This window comes from Peribacillus sp. B65 (assembly GCF_058513295.1).
This window is the reverse complement of record NZ_CP195840.1, coordinates 4483826-4510563: the sequence shown is the minus strand read 5'-3', so window position 1 is coordinate 4510563 and position 26738 is coordinate 4483826. Positions and strand designations below refer to the sequence as shown.

At 39.0% G+C, this 26738-nt stretch carries 24 protein-coding genes; 19 read left to right on the top strand and 5 right to left on the bottom strand.

Features of this window, described 5'->3' with window-relative positions:
• Window positions 1-705: BclA C-terminal domain-containing protein (locus tag ACSR9O_RS21970; RefSeq protein WP_491725100.1), on the top strand; the 705-nt coding region annotated here is incomplete at its 5' end.
• A gap of 512 nt (window positions 706-1217) precedes the next feature.
• Here ACSR9O_RS21970 and ACSR9O_RS21965 read toward each other — a convergent pair.
• On the bottom strand, window positions 1218-1682 hold the full coding sequence (locus tag ACSR9O_RS21965) for a hypothetical protein (protein ID WP_230178272.1): 465 nt from the start codon (window positions 1680-1682) through the stop codon (window positions 1218-1220).
• A gap of 116 nt (window positions 1683-1798) precedes the next feature.
• Between ACSR9O_RS21965 and ACSR9O_RS21960 the strand changes: the two genes are divergently transcribed.
• Window positions 1799-2011 (top strand): hypothetical protein, encoded by a 213-nt coding sequence (locus tag ACSR9O_RS21960; protein WP_260357168.1) that lies wholly within the window; start codon window positions 1799-1801, stop codon window positions 2009-2011.
• Window positions 2012-2375: 364 nt separating this feature from the next.
• Entirely contained in the window at window positions 2376-2582 is a 207-nt protein-coding gene (locus tag ACSR9O_RS21955) for a hypothetical protein (protein WP_101221507.1), read from the top strand.
• Between the two features lie 658 nt (window positions 2583-3240).
• Here ACSR9O_RS21955 and ACSR9O_RS21950 read toward each other — a convergent pair.
• Window positions 3241-3792 (bottom strand): hypothetical protein, encoded by a 552-nt coding sequence (locus tag ACSR9O_RS21950; protein ID WP_485906712.1) that lies wholly within the window; start codon window positions 3790-3792, stop codon window positions 3241-3243.
• 241 nt (window positions 3793-4033) lie between these two features.
• Here ACSR9O_RS21950 and ACSR9O_RS21945 point away from each other — a divergent pair, with 241 nt between their 5' ends.
• From ACSR9O_RS21945 to nhaC (ACSR9O_RS21935), 3 genes are all read left to right on the top strand, one after another.
• A complete protein-coding gene (locus ACSR9O_RS21945; RefSeq protein ID WP_491725099.1) occupies window positions 4034-5098 on the top strand; it encodes a sulfite oxidase in 1065 nt (354 codons plus the stop codon).
• Between the two features lie 547 nt (window positions 5099-5645).
• Window positions 5646-6281, top strand: coding sequence for a hypothetical protein (locus ACSR9O_RS21940; protein WP_491725098.1), 636 nt, complete (start codon window positions 5646-5648; stop codon window positions 6279-6281).
• Between the two features lie 225 nt (window positions 6282-6506).
• Window positions 6507-7928 carry a Na+/H+ antiporter NhaC gene (gene nhaC / locus ACSR9O_RS21935; RefSeq protein WP_230178277.1) on the top strand — a complete coding sequence of 474 codons (1422 nt, stop codon included), beginning with the start codon at window positions 6507-6509 and terminating at the stop codon, window positions 7926-7928.
• A gap of 85 nt (window positions 7929-8013) precedes the next feature.
• Here nhaC (ACSR9O_RS21935) and ACSR9O_RS21930 read toward each other — a convergent pair whose 3' ends face one another.
• Complete coding sequence (locus tag ACSR9O_RS21930; RefSeq protein WP_230178278.1) at window positions 8014-9273, bottom strand: transcriptional regulator; 1260 nt, start codon at window positions 9271-9273, stop codon at window positions 8014-8016.
• Window positions 9274-9377: 104 nt separating this feature from the next.
• Between ACSR9O_RS21930 and ACSR9O_RS21925 the strand changes: the two genes are divergently transcribed.
• A complete protein-coding gene (locus ACSR9O_RS21925) occupies window positions 9378-10487 on the top strand; it encodes a mandelate racemase/muconate lactonizing enzyme family protein (RefSeq protein WP_230178279.1) in 1110 nt (369 codons plus the stop codon).
• A gap of 14 nt (window positions 10488-10501) precedes the next feature.
• The gene (locus ACSR9O_RS21920; RefSeq protein ID WP_230178281.1) at window positions 10502-11215 is read left to right on the top strand and encodes a GNAT family N-acetyltransferase; all 714 of its coding nucleotides are present in this window, start codon (window positions 10502-10504) and stop codon (window positions 11213-11215) included.
• A gap of 588 nt (window positions 11216-11803) precedes the next feature.
• On the opposite strand, the gene ACSR9O_RS21915 is transcribed toward ACSR9O_RS21920, so the two are convergent.
• Entirely contained in the window at window positions 11804-13165 is a 1362-nt protein-coding gene (locus ACSR9O_RS21915) for a helix-turn-helix domain-containing protein (RefSeq protein WP_491725097.1), read from the bottom strand.
• Window positions 13166-13442: 277 nt separating this feature from the next.
• Here ACSR9O_RS21915 and ACSR9O_RS21910 point away from each other — a divergent pair, with 277 nt between their 5' ends.
• The 11 genes from ACSR9O_RS21910 to ACSR9O_RS21860 all read left to right on the top strand — a co-directional run bounded on the left by ACSR9O_RS21910 (window position 13443) and on the right by ACSR9O_RS21860 (window position 25561).
• Entirely contained in the window at window positions 13443-13955 is a 513-nt protein-coding gene (locus tag ACSR9O_RS21910) for a flavin reductase family protein (RefSeq protein ID WP_491725096.1), read from the top strand.
• A gap of 77 nt (window positions 13956-14032) precedes the next feature.
• Window positions 14033-15496 (top strand): 4-hydroxyphenylacetate 3-hydroxylase family protein, encoded by a 1464-nt coding sequence (locus ACSR9O_RS21905; protein WP_230178286.1) that lies wholly within the window; start codon window positions 14033-14035, stop codon window positions 15494-15496.
• A 28-nt stretch (window positions 15497-15524) separates the two neighbouring features.
• Window positions 15525-16115 carry an FAD synthetase family protein gene (locus ACSR9O_RS21900; protein WP_230178288.1) on the top strand — a complete coding sequence of 197 codons (591 nt, stop codon included), beginning with the start codon at window positions 15525-15527 and terminating at the stop codon, window positions 16113-16115.
• Between the two features lie 27 nt (window positions 16116-16142).
• On the top strand, window positions 16143-16574 hold the full coding sequence (locus tag ACSR9O_RS21895) for a RidA family protein (RefSeq protein ID WP_230178290.1): 432 nt from the start codon (window positions 16143-16145) through the stop codon (window positions 16572-16574).
• Window positions 16575-16665: 91 nt separating this feature from the next.
• A complete protein-coding gene (locus ACSR9O_RS21890; RefSeq protein WP_230178293.1) occupies window positions 16666-17355 on the top strand; it encodes a DUF1028 domain-containing protein in 690 nt (229 codons plus the stop codon).
• 36 nt (window positions 17356-17391) lie between these two features.
• Window positions 17392-18633, top strand: coding sequence for a M20 family metallo-hydrolase (locus ACSR9O_RS21885; RefSeq protein ID WP_491725095.1), 1242 nt, complete (start codon window positions 17392-17394; stop codon window positions 18631-18633).
• A gap of 206 nt (window positions 18634-18839) precedes the next feature.
• A complete protein-coding gene (aspA, locus tag ACSR9O_RS21880) occupies window positions 18840-20264 on the top strand; it encodes an aspartate ammonia-lyase (RefSeq protein WP_491725094.1) in 1425 nt (474 codons plus the stop codon).
• A 404-nt stretch (window positions 20265-20668) separates the two neighbouring features.
• Entirely contained in the window at window positions 20669-22129 is a 1461-nt protein-coding gene (nhaC, locus tag ACSR9O_RS21875) for a Na+/H+ antiporter NhaC (RefSeq protein ID WP_491725093.1), read from the top strand.
• A 171-nt stretch (window positions 22130-22300) separates the two neighbouring features.
• Entirely contained in the window at window positions 22301-23680 is a 1380-nt protein-coding gene (locus ACSR9O_RS21870) for an aminotransferase family protein (protein ID WP_491725092.1), read from the top strand.
• A gap of 84 nt (window positions 23681-23764) precedes the next feature.
• Window positions 23765-25246, top strand: a complete 1482-nt coding sequence (locus tag ACSR9O_RS21865) for an aldehyde dehydrogenase family protein (RefSeq protein ID WP_491725091.1) — start codon at window positions 23765-23767, stop codon at window positions 25244-25246.
• A 9-nt stretch (window positions 25247-25255) separates the two neighbouring features.
• Window positions 25256-25561 carry a hypothetical protein gene (locus tag ACSR9O_RS21860; RefSeq protein WP_230178299.1) on the top strand — a complete coding sequence of 102 codons (306 nt, stop codon included), beginning with the start codon at window positions 25256-25258 and terminating at the stop codon, window positions 25559-25561.
• Between the two features lie 3 nt (window positions 25562-25564).
• Here ACSR9O_RS21860 and ACSR9O_RS21855 read toward each other — a convergent pair whose 3' ends face one another.
• Window positions 25565-26722 (bottom strand): homogentisate 1,2-dioxygenase, encoded by a 1158-nt coding sequence (locus tag ACSR9O_RS21855; RefSeq protein ID WP_230178300.1) that lies wholly within the window; start codon window positions 26720-26722, stop codon window positions 25565-25567.
• Window positions 26723-26738: the final 16 nt, after the last annotated feature.

The window sequence follows — 26738 nt, the reverse complement described above, 5'->3', positions numbered from 1 at the left end:
GGACCAGCGGGACCAACGGGAGCAGCGGGAGCAGTCGGACCAGCGGGGCCAACGGGAGCAGCGGGAGCAGTCGGACCAGTCGGGCCAGCGGGGCCAACCGGAGCAACCGGAGCAGCAGGAGCAGTTGGACCAGCGGGGCCAACGGGAGCAGCGGGAGCAATCGGACCAGCGGGGCCAACGGGAGCAGCGGGAGCAGTCGGACCAGCGGGGCCAACGGGAGCAGCGGGAGCAGTCGGACCAGCGGGGCCAACCGGAGCAGTCGGACCGGCGGGACCAACCGGAGCAACCGGTGCTGGGTTAGCGGAATTTGCGTATATTTACAATTTACTTGCTCAAACTGTTGCAATTGAGGCAGATGTTACATTCGATACAAATGGGATAACTACACCAGGAATTACTCATGCTCCAGGATCACCTTCAATACTGATTACCACTGCTGGCATTTACGAAGTCACTTTCTCCGTATCGGGTACAGAACCAAATCAATTTGCACTATTTTTAAATGGAACTTTGGTTCCTGGAACCATATATGGGTCTGGTGCAGGGACGCAGCAAAACGAAGGTCAAGCAATATTTACGATAGGAGCAGGAGGCGTTCTTACTCTTCGAAATCATTCTTCAGCCGCTGCGGTGGGGCTTACAACTCCCATTGGCGGAACACAAGCAAGTGTAAATGCTTCTATTGTCATTAAAAAATTAGATTAGTTGGATAGACGCCAGAAACCACAAATAATCTTGGAAGACATTGAAATTTAGAAATAGTCAGTTGCATTCTGAGCAAATCTAAATAACTAACATTTATTAATAGGGCTGGTAACGGCCCTTATTAAATAAAAACAGTTAACTAGCCTAATTAAAATAATAACAAGTAGTCAGTTCATATATATAATTGATGTGATTCAGTAAGAATATGGGAAATATTTAGTGACAGAACTGAAAAAAGAGGGGAAAATGTTTCACCCCTCTACATACCCCATTGTTACCTCGCGCTATATCCAGTGATATGATATGATTTGAAATTGTCTGAAAAATTGAACTATATCAACACATTAAAAGTAAAAGAGTAAATATTAATTCCGCATATAAGTTAACCATGGGGAGAATAAGTAGTGATAATTACAAATGAAGCTCCAAAAAAGATAAAAATGAACAGTTGGGTAGATAAGAATTCTATCTTTGAAAAGTGGATTCAGTAATTATTCTAGATTTACAGGAACCTATAAACGTTCGCCATAAAGTTCTTTTTCTTCATTTGGATGAAAAAGAGTGAATCCTTTTGAGCAAATCACAAATCTTCTATCTATCTCGAATCCAGCCTTATTCAAAATTTCAACAGTTCCATGTGAACCAGTGCCTGCATACCCGCAACTACAACCAGATAGGTGTAGCTCATTTCCTTTTTTGTCTATAAGGATGAGGTCGCTATCGACTAAAAAATTTTCGTTATTAATTTCTTTAACAATTTTTGCAATTTTAAAACGGTCAAATTGGTCTTTAACTGCTTCGAATAACGCAATACTTTTATTGGTAACACCACGGTCTTTACCGTAATCTTTTATGACCAATACTTCCCGCTCATATGATTTCTTATATAGATGGTACTTTTGGTAAGTGACGTCATTTATTTTACAAATAATTGGAGTAGTACTATTCAGTTTTTTATTCGTAGATTTATTAAACATTTGACCCCTCCTAAATAGTTTTTTTATTAAGTTTATTAGGAGAAAAAGAGATTAGTACTAAGAAGCTGTTAATAGGCAAAATTTTTTCATTTCTGATTCTCTTTTAATTGATAGGGATGAATCGTGATATCGAACAGTTAGGGGGAAGTGGAAAAATTAAAAAAGCACCTAAAGTGTGCTTTTTAATAATATATCTTTATAAAATAAAGGATAAACATAATGTTCATGACAAACTCGATTATAGCAGTAATACTGACATCGATAATATTAGTTTTCCTCGAATGATAAGGGGCAAACAAGACGGTATAAATAGAACCAATGATAGTTAAAATTAAGCAAAAAAAAAGACTAAATCTTTTCCTCTTCTCTTCAAGCGTTGATTACAACTGAAAGGGGGAGATGAATGGCGGTTGGCATAAACAAAGTAATCTTTTGACAATTAACATGTCAATTCGTAGGCTATATTTAAACGTCTATCCATGGGTAGGCAGTTTTTTATGTTATTAGGCAAATGCATTTAATAAGTGTGTGCCTAAACACTTTCTGTATGTTTTATAAATCATCGAAAGGCACTCATTGTCTGGGTGCTTTTTCACTGTATATAAAATATGTAATTTAATTATTGGGGACAAGCACAAGCGTAATTTAATAATTTCTATAATATAAAGCAAAGCATGAGATGGAGGTGATTACATGGGAAAAGAAAAAGAGGAAGAAAATAATAGTAAGAAAGACAATAAGTCTAAAGAAGAAAAATGCTGTTTTAAATTGGAATATAGTTTTAAACTAGAGAAATGCAGTAGCAAAGAGGATAAAAAATGTTGTAAGAGCAAAGATAAAAATTGTAGCAAGAAAAAAGAAGATAAAAATGGCAGCAAGAAAAAAGAGGATAAAGAATGATGTTGTGATTGCAGTAAAACCAAGAAACAATTGCTAACACCATTAAGGGTTAAACCGATTTCCTTGGAGCATCCATTCATTGGTTGCTCTTTACTTTGGGAAATAATGTGACTCGAATGTATCATACAAGGGTATGAGTGTTCCTTATATGTATTCAGCTAAAAACATAATTTCGGAAAAATTTAAGTGAATCTATATGTTACCTCTTGAAACACATTTAGTTCCAGTTGGCGGAAATCAGTTTTATTAAATAGAAAAGACATGATGCCGAAGAATATGACAACCCCTCTTTGTCATACCCTTTATAAAAAGATAAGGGTGTGACAATGCTGATTAGGAAGAAAAACAACCAAATCGTTTTTTATATAATAAAAGGCTCAACAATTAAAAGGTTTTTAATCCTAGATCTAATTATTGGATCAGGAATTTTTTATGTGGTCAAATTCATTTCTTCAAGCATATTAATAGCGAGTGCGAGCAGTTTTGTTGGAACGGAAGGAATTAAAAAGGCTCCGAAAGTTCTAAAAAATGCAATTGGATTAATATCCTAAAGGATTATGCATTCCACGGAATGGAGCTTTGTTAACAAGAAGAGAATACATATTATAAACGTCTGATATGTATTCTCCTTTTTATAATGACACAACGTTGGCGTTCTCTACGTATTTTTCCATACAGTTGCATACTTCTTTTGATATTTTGCATCCTCTTCTTTTTCAACTAAATTCAGTGCGATTTGCTTTATTTCTTCATCTTTTATTTCATTAAACAAGTTCCTAAGTCCTTGAATAATATCAAAACGAATTAACGTGTAGTTTTTTTCATGAACGCAATTTAAATACCGATCAACAAGACTTCTTATTACCATTTCTTTTTGCTCAGTGCCAGCTAGACCTATTTTCCATATAGATTGTAGGCTATGTCTTGCAGTGACGAATTTTTTATCTTTTGTCACTTCCCAAACCAATGGGAAATCCTTTAGCATTCTTTTCTCAGGATCACTTTTCGCCAAACTGCTAAGAAATTGTGCCGCCCTTGATCTTCGGTGGTTATCAGAATGAGTCAAATCCTCCTTCAATTGGTCCCATACATCATAAGCCCAGTCCACCTCTTCTTTGGTAGAAGCAAGGATATGATTGTAGGCTTCGTATTGTAAGTCCTTATCTTGAGAAAGTAAATTTTCAAAAGAAGTTTGTATAGTACTATCCATTAGAAACACTCCTTCTTAAAATATGATAGGCAGCCTCTCATCACTGTTGTTCTGTCCCGAATAGCCAGTTAGTCCAATTATAATTATTTCAAATAAAAAAAATACTCAATAACTTTCTCGAGAAGCGGCTATTTTTAGCCGGCATAAAGCTCGCCTGAATTTGAAGTTAAAATTCAATAACCTAATTAGGCTGTACCGAACGTATACATCTATAATGATTCATTATAATTAGGGGGGAATTATGACAAATCCACATAAAGTGAAACCCTATTTATTGACACGTAGTTTGCAGCCGGAAAATCAGGAGACACCGATTCATTTCATCAATAATGATAGCATGGAAAACCAATTATTTTATAGAAGGAACCACTTTTCTTATCCGACTCTTTCCTATTCAAACTATTGGCTCCCTATAAATGGGTTAGTATCCGCTCCTTTACTACTGTCCATGCAAGACATTCTTCAATACCCATCCAAAACGGTGGAAGTTGTCCTTGAATGCTCGGGTGACAAGCGTAATCTCTTCGAACCTAAAATATTTGGAGAACAATGGGGAAAGGGAGCTATTAGCCAAGGTAGGTGGAAAGGTGTACCATTACGAAGATTACTTGAATTATCTGGCATGGGGGAAGGGGCAAAAGAAGTTGTTGTGGAGGGTTATGATTATGGAAATAGGAAAGATCTAGATGAGATTTTTACCTATACAAGGAGTTTGCCTATCGAGAAAGCACTGCATCCAGATACCATTATTGCATATGAATATAATGACCAGCCAATTCCTTTTAAACATGGTTATCCACTGAGGTTAATAGTTCCCCAGTGGTATGCAATGGCATCCGTTAAGTGGATAAAGCAGATAAGTGTTATTGCTTCTACATTCAATGGGCCGTTTCAAACAATTGATTATGTGTATTATCCAAATCAAGACAATGTTCAAGGTGCATTTCCAGTTACTACAATAAATATCAATTCGACTATCCAAAAACCGCTGGATATGGAAATTATTAATACTGGTAAGCATTTAATAAAAGGAATTGCATGGACAGGAAAAGGAGTAATTACAAAGATTGAAATTAGTCTTGATGGTGGCTATACATGGAGAAACGCCGATATTTTACCTCGTCAAAATATTGGTTATGGATGGGTTAGTTGGTCATTTGAATGGACTATATTAGAAAAAGGTGAATATACGATTAAATCGAGAGCAACAGATTCATTTGGTCAAATTCAACCGGATTTTCCTTTTTGGAATAAAAAAGGTTATGGATATAATGCCATTGATCAAATTAAAGTTAAGGTAGAATGATTATCAATTTATATTTAGGGAAAGAAACGGGAGAAAAATTATTGAAGAAGAATATAAGTGATCCATTCTATATGAAAAAATCAGCTGTGATTATCTTTGAAATTGGTTAAATCAATTTAGTTAATCGTTGAAAATTACCAGGAACATCGGACAAAGAGTCGCTCGCTTCCGTAGCAAGAAACTCCTTCAGTGGTAAAAGGCGTTAATGATAATGAGAAAAGCCGTTCCTGGATTTGGCCAAATAACGGTTTTGTTTTACAGGGAAACACCCTACCAAAAGAGTTTTGGAGGGTTATTTGGCATGGTCAATTAAGTACTGAATAAGGGAATTGACAGCCTATTTAGCTGGTTAGTTGAGAGGTGTGGTTCCATTTGGAGATTATTCCTGACTAACGGCAGGGTAGGTTCAAGAAGTGTAGTAGTGCAACGGACTGAGGCTAAAAGCAGTATAGAATTTTCTTGTCTCCAAATAGTAAAGTAAAAGATTTTAAATGTGAAATTACTTTGGGACTAAAATGCATAGAAAATTTTAATAGGAGTGACCCCGATGAGGTTAACAAGAATATTTTTTATAGCAGTATTTCTTTTTACTTATTTACACCTTCAAACTTACTCTTATGCAACAGAAATTAATTTTTCTGAAAAAAGCAGAGTTTTGTTAAAAGTTAAAGATACTAAAGGGATTAGTTATAATGTTTATTTTTTTGCTCCTAAAGAAACTAAAACAGACTATTACCTTTGCAGCACAGGCGATGAAGTATTTATAGGTAATTATAGTTTTCTAATTCAAAAACAAGGTGAAAAAGAAATAAAAACGACATCCATCATTTTAAAGGATTATCCTTATAACCAAACCCAAAGAACCGTGTTTCCGATAATATCTAAATCTTATCCTGATATCGTGGTGGTTTCAAATCAATTAGACTGTAACACAGAGGCAGGCTATCTGTATTATGTTGATAATGAAAAAATAGTATCAGTAAAGAGTGTTTTGTCCTATACTTTACCACCAAGGTTCAATGAGAAAAATAGGTTAGAAACAATGAGTTATTACAATCTGGAAGATTTACCTTGGGTATTAAATACATATGAATTGGATTTAAAGAGTAATTCATTGAAAATGATAGATAAAAAATCTTTGTCTTTTGAGGAAGGTCAGAAAATGAAAAATAAATGGAAATGAATTAATTCATTGATGAACTACAGTTGTTACTGTAGTTTTTTTAGTGACTGTAAGGGATTTCCAATGGTTTGTTAAGGAGAGTTAACTTTCAAAATATTAATTGACGGTTATTCGTAGAAATATTATGATAATTCTATTAACGACTATTTAACGACATATATTTTTGTTTTTAAATAGTCATCAAAATAATAGATTCATGAAAATTAATAACAAAGGGGATGCTTTATGAAAAAAGAAATGTCATTCGGAGTTGCAATAATACCGCTCGTCGTCATGATTGTAATGATGGCAATTACGGTGGTTTGGCTGGAACAGGGTCCGCATATTCCGCTTATTGTTGGAACATCAGCTGCTGCTATTGTTGCTTGGTATTCTGGATATAAGTGGAATGAAATTGAAGAGTCCATGTACAAGGGAATACGTCTCGCTCTGCCAGCAGTCGTCATCATTATTCTGGTAGGGATGACAATCGGGGCTTGGATGGGCGGAGGAATTGTTGCCACCATGATATATTATGGTCTTAAAATCCTCACTCCTTCATTTTTTCTTGTTAGCATCTCCGTTATTTGTGCAGTGGTATCATTGGCAATCGGCAGTTCTTGGTCAACGATGGGGACAATCGGTGTTGCTGGGATGGGGATTGGTCTTAGTATGGGAATACCAGCGCCAATGATTGCGGGGGCTATTATTTCAGGCTCATATTTTGGTGACAAAATGTCACCGCTTTCAGACACGACCAACCTTGCATCCGGACTGACAGGAACAGATTTATTCGTGCATATTCGCCATATGCTTTACACGACAATTCCAGGCTTTATCATTGCCTTGGTCGTATACGCCATTCTTGGGAAGGATTTTGGTAAAGGAGATATGAACGCTGAGAATATTGAACAAACGATGCGTGTTTTGCAGGATAGCTTTTTCATTTCTCCATTCTTATTGATCATTCCGTTAATCGTCATTATCCTTGTTGCTAAAAAGGTTCCAGCCATTCCAGCGTTGATTATAGGGGTGTTGCTCGGCTTTTTATCACAAATATTCATTCAAGGTGGCAGCATGGCTGATGCAATAGCAGCGTTGCAAAGCGGCTTCGTGATTGATACGGGCGATAAAATGGTCGACAAGCTGTTTAACGGCGGCGGGTTGGATTCAATGATGTACACCGTGTCCATGACGATTGTTGCGATGACATTTGGTGGAATCCTTGAAAACACAGGCATGCTTCAAGCGATTGTAAAGCAAATATTAAAATTTGCAAAAACATCAAGAAGCGTCGTTGCGTCAACTGTTTTATCATGCTTTGCGACGAATGTAACATGCTCAGAACAATATATTTCCATCGTTATTCCTTCACGTATGTATGTAAAAGCTTATCGTGATAAAGGACTTCACTCGAAAAATCTATCCCGTGCGCTTGAGGATGGCGGAACACTGACTTCAGTATTTGTTCCTTGGAATACTTGCGGAGTATTCATTCTGGCAACACTTGGAGTGCATGCATTCGATTATGCACCATATGCAATTCTGAATTTTATCATCCCGGTTATTTCTATTATTTACGCGATGACTGGCTTTACCATTACGAAATTGACAGAAGCCGAAATTCAGAATATCAAGAAAGAAGAGGAAGCAACCTTACCTATTTGAAATACTTGCCAAATGACCTGCAATAAAGCAAGAGAACTCTAGCGAAGAAAGGTTCCATTTGAGAGAACCTTTCTTTACTTTAAATCTAGTATACTGGCAAATTAAGTTGATAAACAGCTCTAGGGCGTCCCTTCGAATACGTCATTTCTTCGCCGACGATGGTAACATGACCATGATCGGATAACTTTTTTATAATTCTTTCTGTGGTACGACGGGTCACCTGTAAATAATCCTCTAGTTCTGCAGCTGTGAATTGGACGGATTGGCGGGAATGACTGAACTGGATGATTTTAGATATGTTTGCAGGGCTCAATTTTGTCTGTTTGGCAACCTGAAGAAGTTCGGGATGATCGTTTTTCAAGCGTTGCTGTTTGGTGTGCTGTGGAAACGGTCCAAGCAAATCCTTGTCTTCCGTGAGAATGTATCCGCATTTGTACTCACCATGTTTTTCAGCAAAACCGAGGGCAATCTTTGCATGGCGATCTGCATCCAAAATGGTTGAACCATATCCGAAACCAATCTTACTCTTCTTCTTGAATTTGGCAAAAATATGATTCATGCCGTTTTTCTTTATCAACGATTCGATATCACCACGAGTGCTGTACAGGATGAAATGGCAGTCTTCCAGCAGCTGGACGGAGGCTTGTATTTCATGTGCCAAACCATCTATCAGTTCATGAGCGTTCGCATCTTCAGATATGACATAGCAAACGGCAATCTGTGAAGATCTGCTTTTAATTAGTTCGGTATAGGCTTTAATATCATGCAGCGCTTTAAAGATGGAGCTTCGGGGATCAACCATGCGCATGGCAGGTACCCCAATAAGCTGCAGTTGATCAAATACAGAATGTATGCTTGTTAGTGCAAGATCAATTAAACCATCCTTCCAAAGTTTATGATGATAAGAAGTGATTATTGAAATATCAAATGAGTCATCAAGCATCTCCTGGTAATCAATGATATAGCTTGGCTCCATCTCGATTTCAAGGTCAGTTAATACGTTCGTTACGATCGAGGCGTTGCTAACATCGATGGAAATTCGATGAGGAGACATTTTTTTTTGATAAAGCACGGATAGTAAGGAAGAAGCGACCGACATTTCATCTTGTGCTAAATAAAAAGAAGGAATCGGAAGGTGCTCATGATATTTTTTTGAAAAGTAGTACGGCAACGCCCCTGAGAACAACACAGCATCACACGGCTTGAGTGTCTTTACAAGCATACCTGCCTCTGTAGGTTTCTGATATACGTAGGCGTCGAAATCAATATCGGCAATCTCGGATGTGATGGATTCAATTCTTTCGATAAATTCAGTGGAACCAATGACAGCAATTCTTGTATTCATTGTTAACCTCCAAGTGAAAGAGCTAATGTATTCTAAATAACGGTTTATTAACGACAACTATATCAAACTCGTACAATCTTGTGAATCGAAAGGGAGTTTTGAAAATGAAAATTACAGCAATCCACCTTTATGCAATCCATCTGCCTCTTAAAGAGCCATTTGTGGTCAGTTACCATACCTACGAATTTATGCCATCGATCCTTGTCAAAATGGAGACGGATGAAGGGTTTGTGGGGTACGGGGAAGGTGTGGCAGACGAGCATGTGACAGGTGAAACCTTGGAAGGGACCTACCAGGTGTTGAAAAATACGTTGGGACCCATACTGTTGGGCAGGAATCCATTTGATATCGAAAGTCTTCATGACTTGATGGACAAAGCGATTTATGGTGCCCCTACAGCTAAGGCGGCCATTGACATTGCTTGCTTTGATATCATGGGTAAGAAACTGGGGCAGCCTGTCTACCAGTTAATCGGGGGACGTTATCATGATGAGTTCCCCATTACCCATGTCTTAAGTATAGCTCCTCCTGAAAAAATGGCGGAAGAAGCGGCAGCTATGGTAGAGCAGGGCTATCGGTCATTTAAAATGAAGGTTGGCACCAATGTCAGTGAGGATGTGGCACGCATTCAAGCTGTCCGCTCCATTGTAGGTGATAATATCGCTATACGTGCAGATGTTAATCAAGGATGGCGGAATAGTGCGGTAACTCTTGTGGCGATTGATCAATTGCGTGATTGCCAGCTTGATTGGCTTGAACAACCGGTAGCTGCTGATGACATCGATGGGATGGTTGAAATAAAATCAAAGTCTACGATTCCGCTGATGATTGATGAGGGATTAAAGGGCACACGGGAAATGCGTGAAATTATCCAGAAACGAGCAGCCGATAAAGTGAATATTAAACTGATGAAATGCGGTGGTATATATCCGGCAATAAAGCTAGCCCACCAAGCAGAGCTTGCTGGGTTAGAATGTCAGATTGGTTCAATGGTAGAATCATCTATTGGTTCTGCAGCAGGCTTCCATGTCGCATTTTCCAAAAAAGTGATCACAAGCGTAGAACTCACTGGTCCATTGAAATTCTCTAGGGATGTAGGGGATCTTTCTTATGATGTACCATATATCAGATTGACCGAAAAACCAGGTTTAGGTGTAGCGATAAATGAAGAAACGCTAGTTGATTTAACAGTTTTTCATGATGTCATCCAATAATAGGGGGAGTAACTTTGGAATTGATTTATGAGGGTACCATCAAAAAGGATAATAAGTATAAACGCTATGAGGTCAGAAAATTAGTGTTGGAGGATTTAACCGGTATTTTGCAAGTTCAAGAACAGGTCGTTCACCATTTGACCGATAAAGGTGTGCTTCAACCGCTTACTAAGGAAGAGTTTCAATATATTCTAGAAGGAAATGGGATCATGATTGGAGCATTCGTTTCTGAGGAACTCATTGCATTCCGGGCGTTGCTGGCTCCTCCTATTGATGGGGAACATCTAGGGAGAGATTTCGGATTGATGGAAAACGAGCTGTCGGAAGTTATTTATCAGGAAATTTCAAACGTACTGCCTGCATACAGGGGAAACAAACTGCAACAGACACTTGCAATGTTGATCATGAAGGAGTTGAACAAGCAGGAGTCGCCTTATCGATATGTATGCTGTACAGTTGCGCCTTTTAACATCCCAAGCCTAAAAGATAAATTTGCCCAAGGAATGGAAATTGCAGCATTAAAGGAGAAATATGGTGGTCAATTGCGTTATATATTTGTCAAGGAATTGGCTGTAGTGGATGCATCTCCATGGCAGGAAATCCAGATCATTGAGATGAACGATATAGCATCACAGCAAGGAATTATCGCAAAAGGTTGGCGTGGATTCAAAATGGAAGAACAGGAAGGAAAACATTTAGTCTATTATGGTAGTAAGCATACGAGTTAATAAGAAAACTGCCAATAGGTCTAGCGATTATCTATGCGTCTGTAAAGAAACAACATTGCTCTTTTTCTTGTTTTGGACAAATGTTGCGAACATGACTTTATTTTAAATATCCTAAACAAAGGACAGTAATGCAATTCCAATTAACAATGCATAATAAAATCAACTTAAAAAGATAATCGAATTTAGATTAAGTGTTGCAACTAAGTTGTTTTTACATACCAAACCCAGTAGGGCACCATAGATGTTGCTGAAGGGATTCACTTCCAAAAGAAATTTCATAGAAGTGAAGGACACCATCTGACTCTTGGAGGGGCTACGTTCAAATTGTTCAAACCGTTAAAAAACTGTAGACAAACTCGATTTTCATTGAGTTTGTCTACAGTCTGAAACGCCTTAAATGGCGTTTTGTTAATGTTTGGGTTTATATCCAAGATTTTTTTAAAAAAGCTGTAAACATACAACACATAAAACTTCCGATTACCATTTGAATAAAAAAAGGAGCATTTCTGCTCCTAATCTAATCTAATTTAAAAGGTGAGATGTGAGAATTCAACACTTAGAAATTGAGTGCCTGGGTTTTTAATCGGTCTATTCCATTTTAGTCTCCAATTCACCATTAACTCGATATATCTTTCTAGGTCTCCCTTTAGCTGTCGGTGCTTCTTCACCAATTATTTCGGCAATCTCTTGCTCGACTAAACCATTAAGTATTCGCCGTGCGTTCCGGGGTGTCATTTTTAACCATTCTGCAAGAATTGATGCTGTTATAGAGTGGTTCCCCGTTCTTTTTTGTACAGACAAAATCTTGTTAAGTGTTGTAATCGTGACGCCACACTGTTTAAGTTTTTCACTGATTTCCTTATTCTCCGTTCGATAGCCAAAAGAAATGCTTTCTTGTTCTTTAAGAGGACCTTCAATAATCCCTCTATCATCAACAAGGAATGCACAAAAAGAATCGTAATTTTGTGCATGATTCAAAGCAAGTCGTGCATTTTCCTCTGCAGCCAATGCAGTTTCTCCATAGCCGATTCCAACGTTCGATGGTAATTCTGAAATTAGAGCTAATTTTTCCAAAAGATCTCCAATTTGTTGCCCGGTTTCTTTGATGGAACCTCTCGTGGAGAAAACTACAAATGTTCCAATGCCAAGAGGCACAAAAGTGCCGAAAATAGATTCGGAAAAGTTTAATACAGCATCTTGCACTTTTAAGTTCAATCGATGTAAATCGTAGGATATGGTGTGGTGATTCATGTTTGTATCCATGTTTTCCACTTTGATAAAAATAGCAGCAATTTGTGATTGTTTAAAATGAAGGGTTTCCCATTTTTGGATCGCTGTTTTTAGCGTTTCACGTATGTTGCTGCGTGTAGGGGTAACTCGATACACAGGAATCCCTTGTAACTTCAATTGTTCGTATACAAAGTATAGACAGGTAATGCAAATATCAACTTTTCCCTCTTTAAATAGTTTTTGATGAAATGCAAGAAGATCCTGGAGAGAAGTATCTTGAAGATATTCATGTACATGAATATCTTCATATGAAATGCCGAGATCATGATAAGTCTCATATACATCTCTTTCTTTAAGCAAATCAATACTCATCCGATTGAGGCTTTTAGAATCTTTATAACCCACTTCCACTAAAGTTTTTGTTAAGCTTGCCCCATCTAAGTTAAGATAAAAAAATGGTTGTTTGGAACCGCTTTTTTCTACAAAAGGATAGAGAGCTGGACCTGCAAAAATCCAAAGGTCGACCAACTGTTGATTTTGTTTCACGATATTTGTCGCCTCTTCGGCATTTTGATATCCAAATGGAATCGGGTACAGTCTGTCTGAGTATTCATTTGCAATATCGCATATAATCTGTACATAGTCACTTGGACCAACAATTCCGGCTTTTATTTTCATAGTTGAAACACCACCTAATAGAATAACTTGCAAATTTTCCAAAAACGTTATGTATTATTTCAGGCAATAACTTAATTAATCGAATAATTCCTGCTTTTTTATGCTTACAGTTTCTTTTGGATCTTCTTTAATCGATTATAACAATTATAGTAAACATTAGTATATATGTTGAATAAGTTGCTATGGATGATCAAGAAAAATAAAACTATAAGAATTGTTAGAAAATTCAGTTGACAATCCGCTGGTTTTTTTTTATGATTTATTTAAGGAACACATTAAGAATAATTCCTTAAATAAAAAAAAGGGGGATGCATTTCATATGAGTAATATCTCTTCTGATGATAATCAATCGTTACAATTAGTGAGTCCTGAATCATTTAGAAATGTAATCAGTCATTTCACCAGTGGAGTATCGATAATTACCGTAAGGGAAAGTGAAATAGATTATGGGATTACTGCCAGCGCAGTTAGTTCCGTGTCTCTTGAACCTCCAATGCTACTTGTATGTGCCAATAAAAATACAGGTACCTGTCATGCAATTTCGAAAGCAGGTTCATTTACTGTAAACATTCTTGCTGAAAACCAGAGCGCGCTTGCGATGCAGTTTGCCAGGTCAAACACTGAGAAGTTCAAAGGTGTGGAAATGTCCTATGGCGAACTGGGTAACCCTGTTTTAAACAACACGCTTGCCCAGATTGAATGCAGGGTGGTCGAAGAAGTAACGGGAGGTACTCATTCCGTCTTTCTGGCGGAGGTTCAAAAAGCCGATGCACTCTTAGGGGATCCACTCGTGTATTTCAAAGGAGAATTTGGTTCGTTCAAGAAAGCTTAAAACTGAAGTTAAAACAAGCTGTGTGTCTAAGTCATTATGATAATTAATCAACAAATCATCTAAAAGGAGGAAATTTTATGGCTTTAATGACTGGTAAGCAATATCGTGAATCTTTGAATGACGGCAGGGAAGTATTCATCGATGGGGAAAGGGTCACAAATGTAGCTGAACACCCATCGTTTAAACCGATTGTTGATGTGAAAGCAAAAATGTATGACATGGCCTTTGAACCTGAAAATAAGGATAAGTTAACAACTCGATTGGAAGATGGCGAAGTCGTTTCACGAGCGTATAAAGCGCCAAAGACTAAAGAAGATTTGACAGGAATCCGCAATCACGTGGAAACTGTGCTTGATGATCTTGGCGGAGTTGTATACCGTGTTGGTGATGAAACGATCGGTGAAATGTGGTCCTTATATGACGCGCAGGATAAATTAAATGAAATTAACCCTACTTACGCGAAAAATATTGCCAATCATATCGATCGCGTGGCAAGGGAAGACTTGTTCCACGTTTCCGCTAATACGGATCCAAAAGGGGACCGGAGCAAACTTTTTAGCGGAAAAGATGGCGGAACCCTGCTTCATGTTGTTGAAGAAAACGATAAAGGAATTGTCGTAAAGGGTGCGAAGTTTGAAACGGCTGCCGCCTATGCTCACCAGGCGTTTGTTAAACCGACCATCTTGAACTGGGAAGCCGGAGAAGAAACGATGGCCCCATTTGCTTGTGGGTTCATCGCTGATATGGGAGCTCCTGGATTAAAGCACATTTGCCGTACGTCCCTCGGTACAGGGAAAAATGATACAGATTATCCAATCTCCACAAAATTTGAAGAAATTGATACATTGCTAATATTCGATAACGTCCTTATTCCATGGGAAAACGTCTTGTTCCATCGTTCATTAGCCTCTGCTGCGTACATTCGTTCCACTTTGCATCGGTATTCTGCCTTTAACTACGTCCTTAGAGTATTGCGCAGAGCAGATTATTTGCTAGGAACGGCTTTATTGAACGTTGAACAAACAGGTCTGACAAAGCTGCAGGCAGTAAGGGAAAAAATATCTCAGCTTATTAATTACCGGGAAGGAATTAATGCTCATTTAACAGCTGCTGTTGCAAATGCGGAAGTCAGCCCCGGCGGTTTAATGATGCCAAATCAATCTCTTCTTTACACTGGCCGTGTATTTGCACTATCCAATTTCCCGGCGATGGCACATTTAACGAGGGAACTCGTAGGAGGGCAACTTGCCGTTACACCAGATTCCGAAACGTTTGCAGATCCAGCGATTCAAGAATATGTTGATAAGTACTATTCCGTTGGGGAGTGGAGCGCAAAAGAACGAGGGAAATTACTATACTTTGCGAGAGACCTATTGAATTCTTCTTATGCAGGGCATAGAACTACCTTTGAATTGTTTGCTCAAAGTCCTCCATTTGCTCAACAGATGTCAGTTTTCAATAGCTTTGATATGAAAGCACAGCGCGAAATGGTTCGTAAAGCAGCAGATTTAAACTCAGCTATTACTGTTACTAATCAGTAATCTTATATATAGAAAGGGGAAGATTTCATTGGAAATACATACACAAGGAACCTTACAGCTTTCTGCATCGGTTCTGTCGATTGGTGCACTTGACGGCATCCACATGGGGCATCAAGCATTGCTATTAAAGGCAAAAGAACGGGCCATGAAGCTTGGAGTTCCTTTTGTTGTATATACTTTTGATCCTCCTCCAAAAGTCTTTTTTAAAGGCTGCCAACTGTTAATGACAGTGGAAGAGAAGCTCCATCGCCTCGAAATGCTAGGAGTTGACCATGTTATAGTCGGTCCATTTGATGAAGCGTTTACTCAAAAGGAAGTTTCGGTATTCATTGAAGAATTAAAAGAGATAAGTCCCATTGAAATCTGGGAAGGCCCTAACTTCCTATTCGGAAAAAATAGAAAGGGCACCATCGAAGTATTACGCCGCTATTTTAGAGTGGAAGTGTTACAGCCCCTGACATGTGAACGAGGTGAAATGATCTCTTCTTCACGCATTCGCAAGCTTTTGCAACAAGGAAACTATCCTCAGGCAAAAAAGCTGCTAGGGATCGATTGTTTTACTTTGATTTCAATGTGTGAGAACCAAAATGCCAGAAAAAATAGTTTGGAAATTCATTAATAATAATAAGCAAGGGAGAATTCGAAAATGGAAATTAAAAGATATCGTAAATTTGAAACGAATAAATTTTATCCAGCTGATATGGGGGAGAAATCTCATCACGTGGCAAATGAATTTTCTATGGTCGTTCGTGCGGGAAACCGTATTTTTATGAGAGGGCAAACAGCATTTGATCTGGAAGGTAATTTTCACGGAGAGAATGATGTGACTGAACAGACAGAGAATGCTTGTCGCTGCATCAAGCAGTTGCTTGAAGAAGCAGGGGGGAAAATGGAAGACGTTTGCAAACTCACAACTTATGTCACTGATCGTTCTTTTCGAAAAGAAGCCTACGCTGTTATTGCTAAGCATTTTAAAGGCGTATACCCAGTTAGTACAGGACTTGTCGTCAATGGGCTGGCACTTCCTGAAATGCTCGTGGAAATAGACGTCGAAGCAATAATTAGCGGTAAGGAATAAAGGGATTCAATAAATATCATTTAAATGTATGGAGCAGCAACGATTGGAAAAATCATGTTGGTTGCTCCTTATTTTCAAGGGAGGAATAAAAATGAACATAACAAGTACGTTTTCTGTGGCAGGACGCTGCTCTTCAACAGGAGCCTTAGGAGCTATTGTCACTTCCAGCAGCCCCGCTGTTGGCGCAAGATGTCCCTGGGTCAAATCGAATATAGGTGTCATCCTGACACAAAATGTCACAGATCCTAGACTAGCAGACATAGGACTTTCAGCTTTGGAAACAGGTTACGGTGCCGAGGCATCGATTCGGACAATGGTGGCTGCCTCGGACTTCCCTGATTTTAGACAGCTGGCTGTTGTCGATGCTAACGGGGGATCAGGCGTGTTTACAGGTGAAAAAGCGCTTGGAGTATACGGGGACTATTATGCCACTGATGTTGCCAGCATCGGTAACCTATTAAGCAATCCAGAAATCCCAAAAGCGATGGGCCAACATTTTCTTGAACAGAAGGAACTCTCTTTACCCGAGCGGTTAATTTCAGCTCTTGAACTCGGTTTTAACATGGGAGGGGAGCTTGATCAAGAACATTCGATTGCACTTTTGGTCTATCATCCGGATACGCCGTTCGCTTATGTAGATCTGCGTGTTGATTATAGCGATGATCCACTAAATGATTTGAAAAAACTATGGGAGATTTATAGTCCGCAAGCAGAAAATTATAAATCCAGGGCAATTGAGCCGGAACTCGCACCTTCCTATGGGGTAAAAGGTGACGAATAAAGAAGTTGCTAGGAGAAAGTGAGGGAGTGAGCAGCTATGAAAATCAATATTAACCGATTACTGTCGGACATCAAGGAGTATGCTGAATACGGAAAAGATGATCAAGGAGGAGTGACAAGACCCAGTTTTTCACAAGCTGATCATGAAGTGCGAGCACGGTTTATTAAGGAATTAGAGAATATGGATTTAAAGGTCACTATTGACGGGGCCGCTAATATTTGGGGAAGGCACAAGGGGAATGGAAACAAACAAGGCAGTATCGTTATTGGTTCTCACCTTGATTCAGTTCCGAATGGAGGCAAATATGATGGCCCGTTAGGTGTACTTATGGCGAAAGAAATTATAAAAACACTAATTGAAAATAACGTGATTCTTGACCATGACTTGGAAATCGTTTCATTTACGGCTGAAGAATCGAATGATTTTAACTTATCGACGTTTGGAAGCCGTTCTTTCGTCGGCAAATTAAAAATCGAAATGCTGCAAGATGTCTTTGATTCAACTGGTGCCCGTCTTAGTGATGAACTCATTAAAGCCGGGGGAGGCCTTGATAAATTCCCGATGATGACGGAAATGGGAAAGAACAAAAAGGTTTTTATTGAACTGCACATTGAGCAGGGACAGCGATTGGAAAGTGAAAATATAGCTATGGCTTTCATCAACAGAGTTGTCGGAACTTATCGAAGTAAAGTAAGGGTTATCGGGCAGTCCAATCACTCCGGTACGACATTGATGGAACATAGAAAGGATGCATTGACTGCTGTAGCTGAAATGATTCTTGAAGTGGAACGTCATTGCCAAGGAAGTGGCAGCAGTGTAGTTGGAACGGTCGGCAAATTGACTGTCTTTCCGAATGCGGCAAATATTATTCCAGGACAAATTGATTTTATCTATGAAGTCAGAGGAGAAACAGAAGAGAAGATTCAACATAAGGTTAACGTTATACAGAGTGCTTGGGAAGAAATCGTGAGAAAAAGAAAGGTGGACGTTCAGCAACAGATTTTTCTTGATCAAAAACCAGTTGTTTTAGATGAGGATATTGTTCAAATATTACAAAGCACAGCTAAGGAGATGGAAGAGCCTTTTATGACGTTCCCCAGTATGGCAATACATGATGCCGCTCATATGGCAATGATTACAAAATCAGCTATGGTCTTCGTGAAAAGCATTGATGGGAAAAGTCATTGTCCTGAAGAATACAGTCTGCCTAAGGATATTGAAAAAGCCGGAAACTTAATTCTGCAGGGAATTATGAACATTGATCGGGAATTGACGTAGAAATCCACCGTTTATTAGTTCAAGTTTTCATATAGTAAAGCAGCTTTACATGATGGCACCGACTATTTTTATGAGGGATCTTTGCATTTTTAAGCAAATAAGCTCCTTGCTATTGTGGCCCCTAAAAGAAATATTGCTCCGTTCCTTTACGGAAAATGATAGAGTTATGACCTCTATTATTTAATAAGAGACAAGGTGGAATCAGCATGCTTAAGGATAATGGACGTATTGAAAAAGACTTTCTAGGTGAAAGAGAGGTGCCGATGCAGGCGTATTACGGGATTCAAACAATACGTGCAATTCAGAACTTCCCTATTTCTGGCTATCGCATTCATGAGGAATTAATAAAAGCGTTTGCCATGGTAAAGAAAGCGGCAGCTATGTCCAATATGAAGACTAAGCGATTATTCGATGGTCTTGGTAAAGTGATCGTTCAGGTAACAGATGAAATAATGGAAGGTAAATGGAACGACCAGTTTATCGTTGACCCCATTCAAGGGGGAGCAGGGACATCCATGAATATGAATGTAAATGAAGTGATCACCAACCGTGCACTTGAATTACTCGGTCATGAAAAGGGATCCTACAGCCATTTAAGTCCCAATAGCCATGTGAATATGTCGCAATCAACTAATGATGTATTTCCAACAGCGATTCATATTGCAACGCTTAGTCTATTAGAAAAGTTACTAGAAACATTGCAGTACATGTATCTGGAATTCAAGAAAAAGGCGCAACAGTTTGATCATGTCATTAAAATGGGACGTACACACCTTCAAGATGCCGTTCCGATTCGCCTTGGGCAAGAGTTTGAGGCCTATAGCCGGGTACTGGAGCGGGATATTTACCGTATAAAGAAATCACGTCTTCATTTATATGAAGTGAATATAGGAGCAACGGCAGTGGGGACGGGCTTAAATGCAGATTCGCGTTATATTGAGTATGTGGTAAAGTACCTGACGGAAATTAGCGGGTTTCCATTAGTCCATGCAGAGCATCTTGTAGACGCTACTCAGAATACAGATGCTTATACAGAAGTATCCGCTGCATTGAAAGTATGTATGATCAACATGTCAAAAATTGCGAATGACTTACGTTTGATGGCATCTGGGCCACGTGCAGGCTTTTCTGAGATTTCACTTCCAACCCGTCAGCCAGGTTCATCCATTATGCCGGGTAAGGTGAATCCAGTCATGCCAGAACTCATCAATCAAATAGCCTTCCAGGTCATTGGAAATGACCATACCATTTGTCTTGCTTCAGAAGCTGGCCAATTTGAATTAAATGTAATGGAGCCTGTGCTTGTTTTTAATTTACTTCAATCAATCAGTTTAATGAATAATGGGTTCCGTGTATTTACCGGATATTGTCTTTCAGGTATCGAGGCAAATGAAGATCGTCTAAAAGGATATGTAGAAAAAAGCGTAGGCATTATTACCGCAGTTAATCCTCATATCGGATATGAGGTTGCCGCACGCATCGCAAAAGAAGCAATCGAAAATGGAAAATCCGTTCGTGAATTATGCCTGAAATATGATGTCCTAACAGAAGAAGAACTAGATTTGATTTTAAACCCTTACGAAATGACCGAACCGGGTATTGCTGGTGCAGTACTGTTAGATTTAGAGTAAATCTGGATTGACATCCAAGATTTATTACCGAGCAATTGTTAACTCTCAGTTGAAACTATAAATAAATAGATAGTGGCATCAGGATAATATTAAGGTAGCTTTTGAAATGAATATACTTGTAGGTTCATCTTCATAATTCATCGAATTGCAAAAACAATCTGGAGATTTCATAATCGGATAAAAATGTATGGCTTTAGAGAATAATTAGAGTTAAATTCTATTATGGTAGCTTTTTAATTAAATGAAGCTAAATTTTAAAAAAGTCAGGGGGATTGATTAATGGCATTTTTAACTGACAAACGCTCATTTTAACCGTTTAAGATTGTAAGCGCTATCAACTTTTAAGAAAATTCTTAGATAGTAATCGAAACTTGGAGTTAAAAAGTAAACGGGGAGTGAAATGAGTGAAACAGGAAAACAATGTGAATGTGGTAAAAACCCCTTCTATATGGCTTGCTTTAATACCAATCGTGTTTATGGCGTGTGCCCTGGCAATCGGAATTGGTGTTTATGGTGCTGATCCACATGTACCCCTTTTAATAAGTACGGTCGTTGCTGTAATCGTCGCTTTGAAACTAGGTCATAATTGGAATTCAATTGAAGAACACTTAGTAAAAACAATTAGTGTATCAATCAAAGCCTTATTGATTCTGGTGATAATCGGGGCGTTCATTGGAGCGTGGATGGCATCTGGAATTGTGCCCTCGATGGTTTATTATGGATTAGGCGTCGTATCTCCAACGTATTTTCTTGTTACAGCCTGCATCATTTCAGTTCTAGTCAGCATTGCTGGAAATGCCTGGTTCGCTGCCGGTACGATTGGAGTAGCGTTAATGGGGATTGGGCACGGCTTGGGTGTTCCATTACCGATGGTTGCTGGTGCAGTCGTCTCAGGTGTTTATTTTGGTGATAAGATGAGTCCTTTATCGGATGTGACGAATTTCACCTCGGCGGTTGTAGGTGTCGACCTTTTTGAACACATTAGGAACCTAATGAACACTACTGTCCCCACACTCATTATTTCGCTAATGTTGTATACGTTACTCGGGTTCGAATTCCGTGGAGAAGGTGCAGATTTATCACAGGCTGAAAAGATTCAAGGAATTCTTTCAGATCAATTTGTTATCTCACCGTTTTTATTAATTCCGTTACTTTTTATTGCGTTAATTTTCATTTTGAAGATACCGGCAATTCCTGGGTTGACAGTCGGGGTCCTTATTGGTGGGGCTTGTTCCCTAGTTATCCAAAAAACTTCGTTAGGTAATATGATTAACATCATGAATAATGGTTATTCTGCCGAAACCGGTTACAAAGTTACGGATGAATTGTTAAACCAAGGTGGAATTCAAGATATGATGTATACGGTATCTTTAATCCTTATTGCTTTATCATTTGGCGCTATTCTCGAAAAGGCGAAAATATTGGAAACTCTTCTTGGGTCGCTGCTTAGGAAAGTAAAACGGACAGGCAGCTTGATCACAGCGACTGCTGGTACGTGTATCGCTTCAAACGTCGTTGGGTGTGACCAATTCATGTCCGTTATTATCCCTGGACGCATGTATTTGAATGAATATAAAAAACGGGGGCTTCATCCGAAATTGCTTGGACGTACATTGGAAGATTGCGGGACAGTGACAGCAAGTCTTATCCCATGGACCACTTGTGGTATTTTTATGTTTTCCGTTCTGGGTGTTTCTCCGGTTGAATATGCTCCGTATGCATTCTTTTGCTATATCAGTACTTTTGTCGCTATCGCTTATGGATATTTAAATATAAAAATTAACCGTTTAGAAGTTGAAGAACTAGCTGGAAAAAGGAGTGACAAAAAAGGTCAAGATCTCGAATCTTCTTTTCCAATGGAATAAAAACATAAAAAAACCACTAGAATGATTATTCAGATTATTGACAATAATCTAATTATACTATATATTTTTATTTAAGGAATAATTCCTTAATTATTCTCAATATAAACTTTACTAGGTTAATAGTTGAAAGTGTTTGAATTTAAATAGTTATTACATTGGGAGGTATGGAACATGGTTGTTTCTAAAACCGAGTCGAAAATCGAAAAGTTAATTGAATCAGACAAAAAGCATTATCTTCATCCAACGACTGTACCTAAATTGTTTATTGAAAATGGCCCGAAAATAATTTTTCACGAAGGGAATGGGATCCGGGTAACGGACATTAAAGGTGATACATATATTGATGGCGCTTCCATGCTTTGGAATGTAAATTTAGGGCATGGAAACAAGGAACTTGCGCAGGCTTCATATGACCAGATGGCCACTCTTGCTTACAGCTCTTCATTCTATGGCTACTCCAATGAAAAAGCTGTTCGCCTGGCGGAAAAAGTAGTTTCCATTGCACCTGGAGATTTAAGTGCCATATTTTTCACATCCGGTGGGTCGGAATCAAACGATACAGCTTTTAAACTAGCACGTTTTTATTGGAATTTAAAAGGTCGTCCAACTAAGAAAAAAATCTTATCGATAAGCCGTAGCTACCATGGTGCAACGGTTTCTGCTGGAACAGCGACTGGCATAGATGCTTTCCATAGTTTTGCAGGTTCAAGGGATGCCGATATGGTGATGGCAAAATCACATTTGACTAATTGTGAGCTTGGCGATAAAAATGATCCGAATTATGAAGGATGCATTCGTGATGTCATTGAAAAAGAAGGAGCGGAAACCATCGCTGCCCTTATCCTTGAACCAATTCAAGGTGCAGGAGGTGTTCACGTTTCACCTGATGGTTATTTAAAAGCAGTTAAAGCCCTATGTGAAGAAAATGATATCCTGATGATTTCTGATGAAGTCATTTGTGGATTTGGCCGTACCGGTAAAATGTTCGGTGTCGATAACTGGGACGTTGTACCTGATATCATGAGTGTAGCAAAAGGGATTACGAGCGGTTATGCACAGCTTGGCGGCGTGTTGGTTAATAAAGAAATCAGAGATACTATCGTTCAATATGATCAAATATTAGGTCATGGCTTTACTTATAGCGGACATCCAACAGCTTGTGCCGTTGGATTGAAAACGATTGAAATTCTTGAGCGCGACAACATTCTTGATAACGTTAACAACATGGAGAAGGAGCTGAAGAAAGGGTTTGACTACTTAACGGATAAACACCGGTATTTCACGAAATCAAGGGCGGTCGGCTTGCTTGCCGGATTTGAGCTTCAGCAGGACCGTGATTTAGATGCACCATTTGCAGAATCAGTCAAACCAGCTTCGTTTGTCGTTGATCAGTGCTTCAAACGCAAATTGATTTTAAGAGCTGCAGACTTTGAAAAGGGCAAGGATATTGTTGCCATTGCTCCGCCGCTTATCATAAATAAACAAGAAATTTCGGAAATGATCAATATCATCGATACAGCAGTAACTGAATTTAATAAAACTATTAAATAAATCATTCATACAACATGCTAGAGAGCTTGAAGGCTTAGCGGCTCGGTCTCTGGCATGTTTATTTTTAGACTGGAGGAACCAAGAATGGCGAACCAAACACTTGAAATAAGCAATAAGGTGAGTGAGTTTTTAAAAGATACGAAAAAGTTGTACATCGATGGAAAATTTGTGGAATCGTGTTCTTCAAAAACATTTGAAACAATTAATCCAGTTACTGAAGAAATATTGGGAACAGTCTATGAAGCGGAAGAAAAAGATATAGATTTGGCAGTTAAGGCAGCAAGGAAAGCATTTGATGAAGGACCATGGTCAAAAATGGGTGCCGCTGAAAGAACAAAGCTCATCTTAAAATTAGCTGACCTTATTGAAAAACATCAAGAAGAGCTGGCACAGTTAGATACTTTGGACAATGGAAAACCAATAAATGAAACACGGGCCGTCGATGTACCAGGTACGATTGAAACGTTCCGGTATTTTGCTGGTTGGGCGACAAAGAATATGGGGCAAACAATTCCTGTTTCCGGTCCATTCTTAAACTATACTCGTCACGAACCAGTCGGAGTTGTCGGACAAATTATCCCATGGAACTACCCTATTAATATGGTTTCTTGGAAAGTGGCCCCGGCCTTAGCTGCAGGTTGTACGGTTGTTTTGAAGCCCGCTGAACAGACTCCGTTATCGGCTCTTTATTTTGCTGAACTTGTTGAAAAGGCAGGTTTTCCTGCAGGTGTTGTTAACATTGTTCCTGGATTCGGTGCGAAAGCCGGTCATGCAATAGTGAATCACCCAGATGTAAATAAAGTTTCGTTTACAGGCTCGACGCCTATCGGGAAGCAAATAATGAAACACGCTGCAGATTCAATGAAACGGTTGACGCTGGAGCTTGGAGGAAAGTCGCCTAATATCTTACTCCCGGATGCGGACCTTTCAAAAGCGATTCCCGGCGTGTTCAACGGCATTATGTTCAATCAAGGGGAAGTTTGCAGTGCTGGATCGAGAGTATACGTTCATAAGGATCAATTTGATGAAGTCGTTTCCGGTATGGTTTCCCTAGCTGAAAACGTTAAGCTTGGAAATGGATTGGATTCAGATACAACGATGGGGCCACTTGTTTCTAAGAAACAACAAGACCGCGTCTTTGAATTTATTAACATTGGTAAAGAAGAAGGAGCAAAGGCAGTGACAGGCGGGAGAAAATCGGATAAAGGTTTCTTTGTTGAGCCGACTATTTTTATTGATGTAGAAGAGAATATGACGATTGCAAAAGAGGAAATCTTCGGACCAGTCGTCGTTGTCATGCCTTACAATACTGTGAATGAAGTAATTGAACGTGCGAATAACTCTCCATACGGTTTAGGTGCAGGTATCTGGACAGAGAACGTGAAAATGGCACACAAAGTTGCTAATCAATTAAAATCAGGAAATGTATGGATTAATTGCTATGATGTAATAGATCCAGCTTCTCCTTTTGGAGGATATAAACAGTCTGGTTTTGGTAGGGATTTAAGTGCCTATGCTTTGGAAAGTTATACCGAGGTGAAGAGTGTTTGGGTGAATTTGGAGTGAAAATAGTAAATGGTGAAATCTCGTATCAAGCCGAATATCGCTATTGAAAAGAACAAAGATATAAAAGAAAAGCAGTTTACAGATTGGCTTAATGCTTTGGAATCTATATCAGTCTTCGGTTTTTTAGAAAATAAAGAACTAGAGGAAAAAGTCGCAGACTTGCTGAAGAACTATTATGACAACAAAAGCGCCGGAGCTAGGATTCTTGCTCCGGCTTTATTTCATGATGGATATTGTGATGAACTGATCTGCCTAGGGGGAGTAGATCGTTCATGGTTTGTTATCAAAGGTACAAAAATGGTAAAGAAACCTTAGCTATTATTTTGGCAGCCAGCTGCTCATATACGCATCATCTTCTATAGCGTGTGCTTCTTTTACGATATACAGCGGTCGGAATGTATCGACCATGACTGCCAATTCACGCGTTTCTTTTTTACCGATACTCGCTTCAATTTTGCCAGGATGTGGCCCATGTGGTAAACCGCTTGGATGAAGGGTAATCGATCCTGTTTCAATGCCGCGGCGGCTCATAAAGTCACCATCCACATAATATAGGACTTCATCACTTTCCACATTGCTGTGGACATATGGAGCAGGGATGGCTTCTGGATGATAGTCATACATACGTGGTACAAATGAACATACGACATAATTATGTGCTTCAAACGTCTGATGTACTGGCGGTGGCTGATGAACGCGTCCGGTTATTGGTTCAAAATCATGAATGCTGAACGCATAAGGGAAGAGATAACCATCCCATCCAACCGCATCAAGCGGATGAAAATCATACGTATAGGATGTGATCATGCCTTGTGCCCGCACTCTGATTTCATATTCTCCTTTTTCATCTTTAGGCTCCAGTTTTTCTGGTGTCCGGAAATCACGTTCGCAATAAGGTGAGTGCTCAAGAAGTTGTCCAAACTCATTGCGATAGCGCTTTGGCGGTACGATTGATGAATTAGATTCAAGGATGAAAAAGCGAGCTTCTTCTGTTTCCAAGACGACGCGGTACGTTGTGCCAATCGGAATGATGAGGTAGTCACCTGGCCCAAAGCTTAATTCACCGAAAATACTTTCGATTTTGCCTTTTCCTTCATGGACAAACAACATTTCATCACCTTCACCGTTTCGATAAAAGTAATTCATTTGCTGGTTAGGGCGTGCAACGCCAAGTGCTACATCATCGTTTGCCATGAAAATTTTGCGAGATTCAAGAAAATCGCCGCCAACTTCCGTATTCCATGTCCGGAAATGACGATGTTTTAATGCATCTTTTTCTTCATATTCATAACGGACATCGCGGATTTTTTGAGCTTTTTTTACTTGTGTTGGCTGATTGATATGATAAATGAGTGACTGAATACTAGAGAAACCTTTCGTACCCATCAATTGTTCATAATACAGGCTTCCGTCCTCCTGACGAAACTGAGTATGACGTTTATGAGGAATGCGACCCATTTTAACATAATGTGTCATTGCCAAAACTCCTTCC

Excerpts from the sequence above, each read along its gene's own strand:
- ACSR9O_RS21865 (WP_491725091.1), top strand. The coding sequence starts at position 23,765 with ATGGCGAACCAAACACTTGAAATAAGCAATAAGGTGAGTGAGTTTTTA.
- ACSR9O_RS21955 (WP_101221507.1), top strand. The coding sequence starts at position 2,376 with ATGGGAAAAGAAAAAGAGGAAGAAAATAATAGTAAGAAAGACAATAAG.
- ACSR9O_RS21905 (WP_230178286.1), top strand. The coding sequence starts at position 14,033 with ATGGCTTTAATGACTGGTAAGCAATATCGTGAATCTTTGAATGACGGC.
- ACSR9O_RS21960 (WP_260357168.1), top strand. The coding sequence starts at position 1,799 with ATGAATCGTGATATCGAACAGTTAGGGGGAAGTGGAAAAATTAAAAAA.
- ACSR9O_RS21860 (WP_230178299.1), top strand. The coding sequence starts at position 25,256 with ATGGTGAAATCTCGTATCAAGCCGAATATCGCTATTGAAAAGAACAAA.
- ACSR9O_RS21870 (WP_491725092.1), top strand. The coding sequence starts at position 22,301 with ATGGTTGTTTCTAAAACCGAGTCGAAAATCGAAAAGTTAATTGAATCA.
- ACSR9O_RS21950 (WP_485906712.1), bottom strand. The coding sequence starts at position 3,792 with ATGGATAGTACTATACAAACTTCTTTTGAAAATTTACTTTCTCAAGAT.
- ACSR9O_RS21895 (WP_230178290.1), top strand. The coding sequence starts at position 16,143 with ATGGAAATTAAAAGATATCGTAAATTTGAAACGAATAAATTTTATCCA.
- ACSR9O_RS21855 (WP_230178300.1), bottom strand. The coding sequence starts at position 26,722 with ATGACACATTATGTTAAAATGGGTCGCATTCCTCATAAACGTCATACT.
- ACSR9O_RS21965 (WP_230178272.1), bottom strand. The coding sequence starts at position 1,682 with ATGTTTAATAAATCTACGAATAAAAAACTGAATAGTACTACTCCAATT.
- ACSR9O_RS21945 (WP_491725099.1), top strand. The coding sequence starts at position 4,034 with ATGACAAATCCACATAAAGTGAAACCCTATTTATTGACACGTAGTTTG.
- ACSR9O_RS21885 (WP_491725095.1), top strand. The coding sequence starts at position 17,392 with ATGAAAATCAATATTAACCGATTACTGTCGGACATCAAGGAGTATGCT.
- ACSR9O_RS21925 (WP_230178279.1), top strand. The coding sequence starts at position 9,378 with ATGAAAATTACAGCAATCCACCTTTATGCAATCCATCTGCCTCTTAAA.
- ACSR9O_RS21940 (WP_491725098.1), top strand. The coding sequence starts at position 5,646 with ATGAGGTTAACAAGAATATTTTTTATAGCAGTATTTCTTTTTACTTAT.
- aspA (WP_491725094.1), top strand. The coding sequence starts at position 18,840 with ATGCTTAAGGATAATGGACGTATTGAAAAAGACTTTCTAGGTGAAAGA.
- nhaC (WP_230178277.1), top strand. The coding sequence starts at position 6,507 with ATGAAAAAAGAAATGTCATTCGGAGTTGCAATAATACCGCTCGTCGTC.
- ACSR9O_RS21890 (WP_230178293.1), top strand. The coding sequence starts at position 16,666 with ATGAACATAACAAGTACGTTTTCTGTGGCAGGACGCTGCTCTTCAACA.
- ACSR9O_RS21910 (WP_491725096.1), top strand. The coding sequence starts at position 13,443 with ATGAGTAATATCTCTTCTGATGATAATCAATCGTTACAATTAGTGAGT.
- ACSR9O_RS21930 (WP_230178278.1), bottom strand. The coding sequence starts at position 9,273 with ATGAATACAAGAATTGCTGTCATTGGTTCCACTGAATTTATCGAAAGA.